A 12,283-nucleotide genomic window follows, 5' to 3' on the forward strand; every position below is an offset into this window, starting at 1 on the left:
CGGCATCGTCGGCGAATCGGGCTCCGGCAAGTCGCTGACGGGTCGCGCATTGCTCGGCCTGCTGCCCGACGCCGCGCGCTGGTCGGCGCGTACGATGCGCTTCGCGGGCCAGGATCTGCTCGCGATGTCCGCGAGCGAACGCCGGCGCCTGTGCGGCAGCCAGATGGGGATGATCCTGCAGGACCCGAAGTATTCGCTGAACCCGGTGATGACCGTCGCGAAGCAGATGGGCGAAGCGTTCCGGCGGCACGAGCCGGGTTTGCGCGGCCGCGCGCTGCGCGAGCGGATCGTCGAGGCGCTCGCGGCCGTGCAGATCCGCGACCCGGCGCGCGTCGCCGATGCGTATCCGCACGAGCTGTCGGGCGGCATGGGCCAGCGCGTGATGATCGCGATGATGGTGTCGACCGGCCCGCGCCTCCTGATCGCCGACGAGCCGACCTCCGCGCTCGACGTCGCGGTGTCGATGCAGGTGCTCGCGGTGCTCGACGCGATGATCGCGCGGCACGACACGGGCCTGATGTTCATCAGCCACGACCTGCCGCTCGTGATGTCGTTCTGCGATCGCGTCGCGGTGATGTATGCGGGCCGCGTGGTCGAGACCTGCGCCGCGCGCGACTTGCGCGATGCGACGCATCCCTATACGCGCGGGCTGCTCGCGGCGAACCCGCCGCTCGCGAACCCGCCCGACGAACTGCCGGTGCTGCGGCGCGATCCGGCGTGGCTCGACGCCGCCGTGCCCACGCCGAGCTCACACGACCCGCAGGAGGCCGCACGATGATCGACGTCGATCACGTATCGATCCGTTTCCCGACCCGCACGGGTCACGTCGACGCCGTGCGCGACGCGAGCTTCGCGGTGCGCGACGGCGAAGTGTTCGGGCTGGTCGGCGAATCGGGCTCCGGCAAGTCGACGCTGCTGCGTGCGCTGACGGGCCTCGTGCCGCTCGCGTCCGGCAGCCTGTCGATCGATGGCCGTCCGGTCGGCGGCACGCCCGATCGCGCGTTCCGCCGTCACGTGCAGATGGTGTTCCAGGACCCGTACGCGTCGCTGCATCCGCGCTTCACGGTCGACCAGACGCTGCGCGAGCCGCTGTCGATCCATGCGATCGGCGACGCCGATGCGCGGATCGCCCGCGCGCTCGCCGAGGTCGGCCTCGGCCCCGCGTTCCGCTTCCGCTACCCGCACCAGTTGTCGGGCGGCCAGCGGCAGCGCGTGGCGATCGCGCGCGCGCTGATCGTCGAGCCGCGCGTGCTGCTGCTCGACGAGCCGACGTCCGCGCTCGACGTATCGGTGCAGGCCGAGATCCTGAACCTGCTGCGCCGCCTGCATCGCGAACGCAACCTGACGATGATCCTCGTCAGCCACAACCTCGCGGTGATCGGCTTCCTGTGCCAGCGCGTCGCGGTGATGCAGCACGGCGAGATCGTCGAGCAGTTGCGGATCGAGGACGTGCGGGCCGGGCAGGTCGCACGCGACTACACGCGTACGCTGCTGAACGCGACCGAAGGCTATCGCCGCCTCGACCCGGTTGCCGACGCGCCTGCCAAGTGACATCCGCCGGACGCGAACGCATGCGATACTGCGCACGCCACGCGCCGGCTTGCCGCCGCATGGAACCCTCGTGCATCGCACGGGTCAACTTCCTTTCGTCAACAGCACAGCTATAGGGAGGCATTCATGCTGCAATTCATCGAAACCCTGGTGGTCGGGCTCATCGTCGGCCTCCTCGCCCGCGCACTCAAGCCGGGCGACGACAAGATGGGCATCCTGATGACCGTCGTGCTCGGCGTCGTCGGCTCGCTGGTGGCCGGCTATGTCGGCCGCGCCGCCGGCTGGTATGCGCCGGGCCAGGGCGCCGGCTGGATCGCGTCGATCATCGGTGCGATCGTGCTGCTCGTCGTCGTGGGTGCGATCCGCAAGCGCGCGGGCTGAACCCCGCACGCCCCGCTTCACGGCAAAACGGCCGCTCACTCACGAGCGGCCGTTTTGTTTTCCGGACGATGCAAACCGTTGCCGGCACAACGATTACGGCGATCGTTCGTCATGCGATCTTATGCCACCCGGCGTTTCCCCGACTTGCGGATGCGCAGATCCGGCCTACATTGGTTGAAGCACCACGCGGTCATTTGCTTATTACCGATATTTTCGTTTTTTGATTCAAGAGGTCCGATGGTTTTGCCGTTTACGCAGATAGCATCGTAGCGTTGACGGACTGCCACCCGAGCGGCCCCGCTGCGACGCGCTTCCTCTCTGGAGCCTGTCATGAAGCATCGTGTGTTCGCCTCGTTCGCCCTGGCTGCCTCGCTTCTGGCCTCGTCCTCGTCGTTTGCCGCCGGCGCGTCCGGCATCATTTACTTCTCCGGCATGATCGTCGAGCCACCCTGCTCGTTCGCGCTCGACGCCAATGCGGCGCAGGCACACGTGCGCCCCGACTGCCCGCGCCCGGCCGCCGGCCAGATCGCGTTCGTCGACGCGGCGACGCAGCGTTCGCTGAAGACGGCGCTCTTCACGCAGGCCTCGCGCGCAATCGTTTTACCTGACCGTCCGGGCAACGACCATGCACCGATGATCGCCGTCGTGACCTACCAGTAAAGCCCGCCGCGGCGCCGCGCGTCAGTCGCGATGGCGCGCGATCCAGTCGCTGAACGCGCGGATCTTCTGCTGGCTGCCGAGGTTCTCGGGGTAGACGAAGAAGTAGCGTGCGCCGGTTTCGAGCACGATGTCGAACGGCCGTTCGAGTCGGCGCGCGCTGACGTCGTCGTCGACGAGCGTCACGTCGCCGATCGCGACGCCGAAGCCCTGCATCGCCGCGTTCGTCGCGAGATCGAGCGTGTCGAACGTCGGTCCGCGCGCGGGATCGACGCCGCGCTCGCCCGCATGGTCGAGCCATGCACGCCAGTCGCGGTGGTCGCGCGTCGGATGCAGCAACGTATGGCGCGCGAGATCGCCGACCGCGCCGAGCGGCGACGCCTGCCGCAACTCGGGTGCGCACACGGGTGTCAGCCGTTCGTCGAACAGCGGCAGCGCGACGACGCCGGGGCCCGGCGACGTCCCGTAGACGATCGCCGCATCGAACGGTTCGCTCGAGAAATCGACGACGTGCTGCCACGCGGTCGTGATCTGCACGTGGAGATCGGGATGTTCGCCCTGGAAGCGCATGATGCGCGGCAGCATCCAGCGCATCACGCAGGTCGGCACCTTCAGCGCGAGATCGGTGCGCTGCCGCGTGAGCTTCATCGAGATGTCCTCGATCCGCGCGAAGCTCTCGTCGACCACCGGCAACAGTTGCTCGCCTTCCGCCGTCAGCGTGAGGCCCTTCGCATGCCGCTTGAACAGCGGAAACCCGTAATGCGCCTCGAGCGTCTGGATCTGCCGGCTCACCGCGCCCTGCGTGAGGCACAGCTGCTCGGCCGCGCGCGTGAAGCTGCGGTGGCGAGCCACCGTCGAGAAGATCTGCAGCGCGTGCAGGGGCGGAAGTCGGCGCATGGCGAACGGGAAACGGAAAACGGCGCGGAAGGACCGCGCGCCGGCGTCGGCGCGCGCTGACCGACACGATAAGCCAAACGCCGGCTTTGCGCGAGACGCCGAAAATTCAGGTCGTCGCGGTGAGCGCGCCCGCCGCGATGCGCGCCGCCGACGCGACGACGTCCGCGCGCGCCGCGGCATCGGCCTGCGGCTGCGTGAACGACACGGCCATCACGATCGGCGCGCGCGACGGCGGCCACAGCACCGCGATGTCGGTCGTCGTGCCGTAGCCGCCGGTGCCGGCCTTGTCGGCGACGCGCCAGCCGGGCGGCACGCCCGCCGCGATGCCGGTCGCCGCGCGTGCGCCGCCCGCCATCCATTCCGTCAGTTGCGCGCGCTGCGGTTCGCGCAGCGTGTCGCCGAGCAGCAGCCGCTGCAGCGTGTCGACCATCGCGACCGGCGTCGACGTGTCGCGCTCGTCGCCGGGCGCGGCCTTGTTCAGCTCGGGTTCCCAGTGATCGAGGCGGAAGGTGGTGTCGCCGCTTTCGCGCGCGAACGCCGTGACGGCCTGCGGACCGCCGAGCACGCCCATCAGCAGGTTGCCCGCGCCCTTGTCGCCCGACTGCAGCATCGCCGCGCACAGCTGCGCGATCGTCATGCCGGTGTCGACGTGGCTTTCCGTAATCGGCGAGCCCGACACGATTTCATAGCGGCGGTACAGGATACGGCGCGGCAGCAGCGACGCGTCGAGCGAGCCGCGCGCGAGCATCGCGGCGGCGGCCATGACCGCATACGTGCCGCACAGCGGGAAGCGTTCGCGCGCATGGTGCGCGATGCGCACGCCGTTCGACGTATCGAGCGCGGCGACGCCGAGCCGCCCGTTCGAGGCTTTTTCGAGTGCGGCGAGTTCGGCCTGGGCAGTATGGGCGCGCCCCTGGTCGGCGACCGGCGCGGACGTGCACGCGGCAACGAACGGCGCAGCCACGGCGGCAAGCAACAGCGAGCGGCGAGTCGGAGAATGTTCCATGGATGAGATCTGTTCTGTCGGAAACGGTGGCGCGAAGCAACGCGGCCGCGCATCGGCGACGCGCGACCGTTCACGCCGACGGCCGGCCCGCGACGGCATTCGCCGCGCTTCCCCGAAAGACGCCCGTCGGCCCCGCGATAGCGGGATTCGCATGAACAAACCTTAGCGTAGCAGTGACCGCCGTCGCGTTCCAGCGAAACGGCCGCGCTTCACCCTTGCGACGAAGGCAGGTACGGCATCGGATTCACCGGCTTGCCGTCGCGTCGCACCTCGAACAGCAGCGCGACGCGCGAGTTGTCGAGGTCGCCCATCTCGGCGATCGCATCGCCCTGATGCACGATGTCGCCCGTCTTCACGAGCAGCTTGCGGTTGTGCGCATAGGCGGTCAGGAAGTCCGCGTTGTGCTGGACGATGATCAGGCTGCCGTAATCGTTCAGGCCGGTGCCTGCGTACATCACGCGGCCGTCGGCCGCGGCGCGCACCGGGTCGCCCGGCCGGCCGGCGATCTGGATGCCGCGGTTCTGTCCGGGCTTGAACCCGTCGACGATCTTGCCGGTTGCCGGCCACTTGAGCGCGACGCCGCCCGCATGGCGCTTCGTTTCCTTGACGACCTGGCGATCGCTCGCGGTCGATGCGCCGGCCTGCGAAGTGGCCTGCGCGGTGGTCTGCGAGTTGCCCTGACTACTCGCCGCGCCATTACTCGCGACAATCTGCGTGCCGGCCGCGCCCGCGGGCGGCAGCGGCTGCTGCTTGACGATGCGCAGTACCTGCCCCATGCGCAGCCTGCCGTTCGCGGCCAGCTTGTTCCAGGTGCGCAAGTCGGCCACGCTGCAATCGTTCGCGGAGGCGATGCCAGTCAGCGTGTCACCGCGTTTCACGACGTACTTTTGCGCGACGAGAATCGGTGCGGCCGGCATCGGCGCGGCCAACTGCGCGGCAGGCGGGCTCGTATCAGCGGGTTTTCCCGCCAGCGTGTCGCTCGGCGGAACGGACTGCGTACTTGCACAACCGGCCATGACGAGCACGGCGGCCAGGCCCGACAGCCACGCCGCCTTAGGGTGAATCTCGCGCGTTTTCATGGACGATCCGACTCCGGTTTGACAATCTTTCAAGCATCTCAAAAACGGAACGGCCGACGTGTAACCGGATGCAAACAATGATGACAAACGATCACGGACCGGATGCCGGCCGGCATTCGCTACCGGTAATACGGTCCGACCCGGAAAAACTTGATGGTCTTTTCGCTGAAGAACGGAAGAATTTTCGTCGTCAAAAACTATGGCCCGCTGATTTCAATAGGCGCGATCCGCGACATTCACCGCAACCATGCGACGATTTCGGCTGCGGCCCACGCGATGCCAATGCACAGGAACAGCAGATGCAACGCGATCTTGAACGACACGCCCCATGACGAATCGATCCGCATGACAGGCTCCCCGGTTGATGTGCGCCCATCATCGGCCGCCGATCGCACCCCGAAAATGCGGAAGCGACGAACCAGGCCTCAAGCTGCCCCTGAGACCGGCGCGGCGGTTCCTGCTAACTTATCGGCCATCCCCACCCATCGCTCCGCCCATCATGCGCTTCGACCTGACCGACCTGCGGCTCTTCCTGAACATCTGCGAAGCCGGCACGATCACGGGCGGCGCCGAACGCACGCACATCACGCTGCAGGCCGCGAGCGAACGCATTCGCGGGATGGAGGACGAACTCGGCGTGCCGCTGCTGCACCGGACCAAGTCTGGCGCGCAGGCCACCGATGCGGGCCGCGCGCTCGAACACCACGCGCGCACCGTGCTGCAGCAGATCGATCACATGCGTGGCGAACTGCAGCAATACGGCCAGGGGCTGCGCGGCCATATCCGGCTGCTGTGCAACACCGCGTCGCTCAGCGAATACCTGCCCGACGCCCTGGCCGATTACCTGCCGAGCCATCCGAAGCTGTCGATCAGCGTCGAGGAACGCTCGAGCCAGGAGATCGTGCATGCGATCCGCAACAAGACGGCCGAGGTCGGCATCGTCGCCGATTCGGTCGGGCTCGGCGGGCTCGAACAGCAGCCGTTCCGCGAAGACTGGCTGATCGTCGTCGTGCCGGCTGCGCATCCGCTCGCGTCGCACGACAAGGTCGCGTTCGACGACATCGCCGACGAAGACTTCATCGGCCTCACCGACGGCAGCGCGCTGCAGGTGCATCTCGCCGATCAGGCGCGTGCGATCGGCAAGCGGATTCGTTATCGCGTGCAGTTGAAGAGCTTCGACGCGATCTGCCGCGTGATCGCGAGCGGCGTGGGCATCGGCATCGTGTCGCGGCATGCGGCCGAGCGCGCGATGCTCACGATGGACGTGCGGCTCGTCGAGCTGTCCGATCCGTGGAGCCATCGGAAACTGACGCTCTGCGCGCGGTCGTTCGACGCGCTGCCGAAGTACACGCGCGAGTTCGTCGCGTTCCTGTCCGGCGGCGCACCGCCGCGCTGACGCGCGCCGCATTCGCGTCGCCCCATCGACATACGGAGGCATGACCATGACCGATACCGATCTCGCCACCCGCTATCGCGCGTATATCGACTGCCTGAACCGGCAGGACTGGACGGCGCTCGGCGAGTACGTGTCCGACGACGTGATCCACAACGACCGGCCGCTCGGCCTCGCCGGTTACCGCGCGATGCTGGAACAGGACTTCCGCGACATTCCCGATCTGCGCTTCGACATCCGGCTGCTCGTGTGCGAGCCGCCGCGTGTCGCGTGTCGCCTTCGCTTCGCGTGTTCGCCGAAGGGGACGTTCATGGGGCTCGCCGTCGACGGCCGCAAGGTCACGTTCGCCGAGAACGTGTTCTACGAATTTCACGAAGGCAAGATCCGCCAGGTGTGGTCGGTGATCGACAAGGCGGCGATCGAGAAGCAGCTTTGAACGTCGTCGAAACGGCGCGGCGTCGCGCGCGGCGGCCGGTGGTCAGGAATGCCTGAATGCACTTCGATTCTTATGGATAACGTTTTCTCTCATTACGTATCGAGAATCGGTTTCCAGGTCACGCTCCGGCCGCCGCTTCAAAGCGCGATTTCTCTCACCCGATGACCATTCGATCAGCAACGAAAATCCTGGCGATTTTCGCATAAGACCGATTTCCCCTCCCGCACTATCCGCTGCCCGCCATTCGGGTTTCTACCGGCGCATCCGATGTGAAAGTTCATTGACATCACGCGGATGGATGCCTAAATTTGGAAAACGTTTTCCAATGCTCGAGCGCGACGCCGGTCATGGCCCGCGCAGGGGGAACGCTTGCCTGCTCGATTTGCGATTCAGGCCGTCCGCCTTCAGGGATCAGGGTTTGCAAGGGCGGCAGCCGGGTACGGGCATCGAGCACGGCATCGGCCACACATGCCCGTGCTTCACCACTATTCAAAACTGGAGACACCATGCATCCGCGCAGCAGATTCGCGCTCGGCGCCGCGCTCAGCGCCCTTTCCGTCGTGTTCGTCAGCGCGTGCGGCGGCAACGACGTGACCGACACGCCGCCATCGCCCCCCTCGTCGACCACGCCCACCACGCCCACGCTCGCGTCGAACTCGTTGCAGGCGCTCGTCTATGGCGCGCCCGACACCAGCGTGCCGGCCGGCACGAACATCCCGGTCACGATGATGGGCCAGATGCGCGCGCTGTTCGACCTGATCCGGAAATCGCCCGATTTCACGCAGGTCGTGATGGATCTCGGCGACGGCACGCCCGTCCACGTGCTCGACACGAACACCGGCGACAAATTCCTGCCCGGCAAGCTCGCGCTCGGCCTGTCGTACATCCTGATCGACATGAAGTCGAAGAACGACCCGCAATACGCGAGCTACCTCGCGACGTACCAGACGATCACGACCGCGATGATGGCGCAGTCGGGCAGCAACTACACGTATGCGAACACGTCGTGGGGCGAGTACTACTACCTCGTCGCGCTGAACAACCTGAAGGCGCACGGGATGCTCAACGAAGTCTTCAGCGACGCGATGCTCGCGACGCTGCAGCAGCGGCTCACCTTCTGCGACATGTTCGGCCCGGATGCGAGCGGCAAGACCAGTACATGCCCGGCGGCCGGCACGCCGATCGACATCGCGTCGCTCAACACCGCTCAGAACTACTACGCGGTGTCCTACGGCATTGCCGGGCTGCGCCAGAAGCTCGGCTGGAGCAGCCCGTCGTTCGCATCGAAGACCGATCCGGCGGTCGCCGCGATGAGCGCGCGCGACGCGCTGCTGTACACGCTGACGAACCACATCCGCAACGACTCGTCGGGCGGGTTCTCCGACGAAGCATCGAACACGCACACGACCTATTACGACCAGGCGCGCTTCGACCGCTACAGCACGCTGCTGATCGGCGAAGTGGTCGAGCGCACGTTCGAGATGGGCAACGAAGCAAACCTCACGCCGGAGCTGAAGGGCTATCTGCGCAAGTCGGTCGACCTGATCCTGCCGCAGCTGAACGCCAACGGCCAGGGCTTCAACTACGGCCGCTCGATCGGCCCGTACGGCGATTCCGCGTTCATGGAGGTGCTGACGGCCGCGGCCAATGCCGGCGTGCTGACCGATCGCGAGAAACAGGTTGCGTATGCATTCATCTACCAGGCCGCGCGGCGCTTCGACACGTACTGGTACGACCCGTCGCTGCCGACGCCGTCGGTGAACATGTGGGTCAAGGGCCGCGGCACCGACACCTATCGCGGCAAGCCGCGCGTGATGGGCGAGAACTTCAGCCTGCTGCACCAGTACCTGTACGTGAACGCATGGTGGAACAAGCTCGGCTTCGGCGGCCAGGCGCCGATGGCCGATGCGGACTACCGCGCGTGGCTCGACGCGCTGCCGCGCTACACGCTCACCTGGTACAACCAGCCGGGCGACGCCGCGCATCCGTACAGCGCCGCGCTGCTCACCGTGCGCGACGGCCGGCGCGTGATCAACCTGAACCTCAGCCAGGCGCCCGACTACGACTCGTACACGCCGTATTACCCGGTGCCGTTCTCCGACAAGCTGATCTACGGCACGACCGACCTCGGCTATGCGCTGCTGGTGCCGCAGGTGACGTACAACGCGAAAACCTACATTCCGGTCACGTACTACAAGAACCTGAACGTGCAGCAGAGCAACGGCCAGGTGATCGTGTCGTTCGATACGACGAAGTTCCGCCTCGCGTCGAAGAACGCCGCGTACACGACGGATCTCGACCTGCAGGTGCACACGGTGCTGACCTTCGCGCACGGCACGGTGTCGCGCAGCGATACGCTGAGTTCGGGCACGCTCGCCGGCAACCTCGCGATCGAGACGGACTTCACGTCGTTCGCGGATTTCGCGTCGACGCAGGCCAACGGCGACGGCGTATCGGTGACGTACGCGAACAGCGCCGCGACCGGCTATGCGACGTCCGGGTTCGACAACTGCGCGCTGTCCGCCTTCGACACGGCGAACGGCGCGACGAATCCGCTGTCGACGACGCCGATCGGACAGTTGCATTCGAACTTCGCGTGCACGACGAAACCGTTCGCACTCGGCGCGGGCGCGACCCGCACGGTCGGGTGGACGCTGAAGTACGCCGATCCGGCGTGAACGGCGCGAACGTCATGCCGTGACCGTTCCCGAAGCCGGTTGCCGAAACCGGCTTCGGGATCATTCAGCGGCCGGAGGCACGTTCACCGCCACCCCGACCCCGCCATATACGCGCCGAGCGCGATCAGCCCGATGAAGAAGCAACGCTTGAACAGCTTCTCGCTCATCACGCGCCGCGCATATTGGCCGCCGGCCATCCCCGCCAGCGCGGGCACGAGCGCGAGCGCCGACACGCCGAGATCGACGGTCTGCAATACGCCCGTCACACGCAACTGAAGGCCGAGCACGATCGTCGACGCGGTAAACGACAGCCCGAGCGCCTGGATCAGATCGTCCTTCGACAGACGCAGCGCCTGCAGGTACGGCACCGCCGGTACGACGAACACGCCGGTCGCGGCCGTCACGACGCCCGTCAGGTAGCCGACCCCGGCCGACAACCATTTTTCATGGCGCCCCGGCGCGGGCAGCCGCGCCGCCGCCAGCCCCCACAGCCCGTAAAGCACCAGCACGACGCCGAGCGCCGCGTGCGTCCACGTGCTGCCGGCCGCGAGCGCCGGCAATCCGCCCGTCAACGTGCCGACCGTCAGGCCGGCGAGCAGCGGCCACAGCCGGCGCAGCAACGCGCCGAACGACGGACCGAGCCACAACTGCCACACGTTGGTGACGAGCGACGGCACGAGCAGCAGGCTCGCCGCGGCCGACGGCGGCATCGCGAGCGTCAGCAGCCCCATCGCGATCGTCGGCAGCCCGAGCCCGATCATCCCCTTCACCGCGCCGGCCAACAGGAAAACCAGCACGACGATCGTCAGCGTATGAATCTGCATGGCAGGCATTCCGTCGTTGAGTACGGCGCCGATGATGCCTGCCCGCCCTGCCGCCCGCCATCTGGCTTTGCCTGAGGCTGGCTCGGGCCGGTTGGCCGGGGCTGTCAGGCCCCGGCGATCCGGCCCCGTGGATCACCCCCGGCCCTGCTCGCTGTCGAGGTGCGCCATCTGCGCGGCCGGATAACGCTCGCCGGCCGCCGCCCCGGCGGGAACCGCCGCTTCGATGCGTTCGAGGTCATCGACCGTTAGTTGCAATTTAGTTGCCAGCAAACCGTCCTGCAGTTGGGTGCGCTTGCGCGCGCCGACCAGCGGCACGATGTCGGCGCCGCGCGACAGCACCCACGCGATCGCGACCTGCGCCGGATTGCTGCGCTTCTCGTCCGCGATCGCGCGCAGCGCATCGACCAGCGCGAGGTTGTGCGCGAGGTTCTCGCCCTGGAAACGCGGGCTGGCCGCGCGGAAATCGCGCTCGCCCTGCCGCGCCGCGCTCCAGCCGCCGCCGAGCAACCCGCGCGACAGCACGCCGTACGCCGTCACACCGATCCCGAGTTCGCGGCACGCGGGCAGGATGTCCGCCTCGATCCCGCGCGACAGCAGCGAGTATTCGATCTGCAGATCGACGATCGGCGCGACGGCGGCCGCGCGGCGGATCGTGTCCGCACCGACTTCCGACAGCCCGATATGACGCACGTACCCGGCCTTCACGAGATCGGCGATCGCGCCGACCGTTTCCTCGATCGGCACGGCCGGATCGACGCGTGCCGGCCGGTAGATGTCGAGGTAGTCGGTGCCGAGCCGCTTCAGCGAATACGCGACGAAGTTCCGGATCGCCGCGGGCCGCGCGTCGTAGCCGGCGAACCCGCCGGCCGGATCGCGCAGCGCGCCGAACTTCACGCTGATCAGCACCTGGTCGCGCGTGCGGCCGCGCAGCGCGTCGCGGATCAGCATCTCGTTGTCGCCCATCCCGTAGAAGTCGCCCGTATCGAGCAGCGTGATGCCGTGGTCGAGCGCCGCGTGCAGCGTCGCGATGCTTTCGTCGCGATCCGCCGGCCCGTAAAAGTCCGACATCCCCATGCAGCCGAGCCCGATCGCCGAAACCTGCGGGCCCGTGCGGCCCAGTCGATGCTTGTCCATATCCGTGTCCTTGCGGTGTTGACTGAATCAACCGGATTCTGAACGCATCGCGGCGCACGATAAACGCGAAACCCCCAACCAATTCATTCGACGATGATTAACAATGGAGCCTGTTCCAATCGCCACGCTCCCGCCCCCGCATGGACCATCTGCAAGCAATGCGCACCTTCGCGCGCGTCGCCCATCTGGGCAGCTTCACTCGTATAACTTCGTATAATGTATGCTATACGAAGTTATTACGGATCGA

12 protein-coding genes are annotated in these 12,283 nt (G+C 67.1%); 7 read left to right on the forward strand and 5 right to left on the reverse strand.

Translation table 11 applies throughout. From position 1 onward, the window contains the following. The 4 genes from JMF90_RS07475 to JMF90_RS07490 form a co-directional block, all read left to right on the forward strand. The coding region (locus JMF90_RS07475; protein ID WP_201325014.1) for an ABC transporter ATP-binding protein at positions 1-778 on the forward strand (778 nt) is incomplete at its 5' end. Continuing rightward, positions 775-1,551 carry an ABC transporter ATP-binding protein gene (locus JMF90_RS07480; RefSeq protein ID WP_011547523.1) on the forward strand — a complete coding sequence of 259 codons (777 nt, stop codon included), beginning with the start codon at positions 775-777 and terminating at the stop codon, positions 1,549-1,551. The genes JMF90_RS07475 and JMF90_RS07480, both read left to right, overlap by 4 nt. Before the next feature lie 126 nt (positions 1,552-1,677). Continuing rightward, positions 1,678-1,932: a GlsB/YeaQ/YmgE family stress response membrane protein gene (locus JMF90_RS07485; protein WP_006478831.1), complete on the forward strand. Its 255-nt coding sequence runs from the start codon at positions 1,678-1,680 to the stop codon at positions 1,930-1,932. 330 nt (positions 1,933-2,262) lie between these two features. After that, positions 2,263-2,592: a hypothetical protein gene (locus JMF90_RS07490; RefSeq protein ID WP_011547522.1), complete on the forward strand. Its 330-nt coding sequence runs from the start codon at positions 2,263-2,265 to the stop codon at positions 2,590-2,592. A gap of 21 nt (positions 2,593-2,613) precedes the next feature. Here JMF90_RS07490 and JMF90_RS07495 read toward each other — a convergent pair whose 3' ends face one another. The 3 genes from JMF90_RS07495 to JMF90_RS07505 form a co-directional block, all read right to left on the reverse strand. Then, a complete protein-coding gene (locus JMF90_RS07495) occupies positions 2,614-3,486 on the reverse strand; it encodes a LysR substrate-binding domain-containing protein (protein ID WP_006478829.1) in 873 nt (290 codons plus the stop codon). 106 nt (positions 3,487-3,592) lie between these two features. Then, positions 3,593-4,492: a class A beta-lactamase gene (gene bla / locus JMF90_RS07500; RefSeq protein WP_041489382.1), complete on the reverse strand. Its 900-nt coding sequence runs from the start codon at positions 4,490-4,492 to the stop codon at positions 3,593-3,595. 209 nt (positions 4,493-4,701) lie between these two features. Further along, positions 4,702-5,571 (reverse strand): peptidoglycan DD-metalloendopeptidase family protein, encoded by an 870-nt coding sequence (locus JMF90_RS07505; RefSeq protein ID WP_006478827.1) that lies wholly within the window; start codon positions 5,569-5,571, stop codon positions 4,702-4,704. Positions 5,572-6,070: 499 nt separating this feature from the next. On the opposite strand from JMF90_RS07505, the gene JMF90_RS07510 reads away from it, so the two are divergent. The 3 genes from JMF90_RS07510 (at position 6,071) to JMF90_RS07520 (ending at position 10,078) form a co-directional block, all read left to right on the forward strand. After that, the gene (locus JMF90_RS07510; protein ID WP_011547520.1) at positions 6,071-6,967 is read left to right on the forward strand and encodes a LysR family transcriptional regulator; all 897 of its coding nucleotides are present in this window, start codon (positions 6,071-6,073) and stop codon (positions 6,965-6,967) included. A 46-nt stretch (positions 6,968-7,013) separates the two neighbouring features. Next, positions 7,014-7,400 carry an ester cyclase gene (locus tag JMF90_RS07515; RefSeq protein ID WP_011547519.1) on the forward strand — a complete coding sequence of 129 codons (387 nt, stop codon included), beginning with the start codon at positions 7,014-7,016 and terminating at the stop codon, positions 7,398-7,400. 506 nt (positions 7,401-7,906) lie between these two features. Further along, complete coding sequence (locus JMF90_RS07520) at positions 7,907-10,078, forward strand: hypothetical protein (protein ID WP_011547518.1); 2,172 nt, start codon at positions 7,907-7,909, stop codon at positions 10,076-10,078. A gap of 83 nt (positions 10,079-10,161) precedes the next feature. Here the strand turns inward: JMF90_RS07520 and JMF90_RS07525 are convergent, their stop codons facing one another. Continuing rightward, entirely contained in the window at positions 10,162-10,902 is a 741-nt protein-coding gene (locus JMF90_RS07525; protein WP_041489381.1) for a sulfite exporter TauE/SafE family protein, read from the reverse strand. A gap of 132 nt (positions 10,903-11,034) precedes the next feature. Beyond that, entirely contained in the window at positions 11,035-12,036 is a 1,002-nt protein-coding gene (locus JMF90_RS07530; RefSeq protein WP_011547516.1) for an aldo/keto reductase, read from the reverse strand. Positions 12,037-12,283 lie beyond the last annotated feature (247 nt).

This window comes from Burkholderia sp. E168m23 (genome assembly GCF_016586125.1).
Taxonomy (GTDB): domain Bacteria; phylum Pseudomonadota; class Gammaproteobacteria; order Burkholderiales; family Burkholderiaceae; genus Burkholderia; species Burkholderia orbicola.

What these genes read in the sequence shown, in the direction of transcription:
- JMF90_RS07525 (WP_041489381.1), bottom strand. Translation starts at nt 10,902, where the DNA reads ATGCAGATTCATACGCTGACGATCGTCGTGCTGGTTTTCCTGTTGGCC.
- JMF90_RS07520 (WP_011547518.1), top strand. Translation starts at nt 7,907, where the DNA reads ATGCATCCGCGCAGCAGATTCGCGCTCGGCGCCGCGCTCAGCGCCCTT.
- JMF90_RS07485 (WP_006478831.1), top strand. Translation starts at nt 1,678, where the DNA reads ATGCTGCAATTCATCGAAACCCTGGTGGTCGGGCTCATCGTCGGCCTC.
- JMF90_RS07515 (WP_011547519.1), top strand. Translation starts at nt 7,014, where the DNA reads ATGACCGATACCGATCTCGCCACCCGCTATCGCGCGTATATCGACTGC.
- JMF90_RS07505 (WP_006478827.1), bottom strand. Translation starts at nt 5,571, where the DNA reads ATGAAAACGCGCGAGATTCACCCTAAGGCGGCGTGGCTGTCGGGCCTG.
- JMF90_RS07495 (WP_006478829.1), bottom strand. Translation starts at nt 3,486, where the DNA reads ATGCGCCGACTTCCGCCCCTGCACGCGCTGCAGATCTTCTCGACGGTG.
- JMF90_RS07530 (WP_011547516.1), bottom strand. Translation starts at nt 12,036, where the DNA reads ATGGACAAGCATCGACTGGGCCGCACGGGCCCGCAGGTTTCGGCGATC.
- JMF90_RS07490 (WP_011547522.1), top strand. Translation starts at nt 2,263, where the DNA reads ATGAAGCATCGTGTGTTCGCCTCGTTCGCCCTGGCTGCCTCGCTTCTG.
- bla (WP_041489382.1), bottom strand. Translation starts at nt 4,492, where the DNA reads ATGGAACATTCTCCGACTCGCCGCTCGCTGTTGCTTGCCGCCGTGGCT.
- JMF90_RS07510 (WP_011547520.1), top strand. Translation starts at nt 6,071, where the DNA reads ATGCGCTTCGACCTGACCGACCTGCGGCTCTTCCTGAACATCTGCGAA.
- JMF90_RS07480 (WP_011547523.1), top strand. Translation starts at nt 775, where the DNA reads ATGATCGACGTCGATCACGTATCGATCCGTTTCCCGACCCGCACGGGT.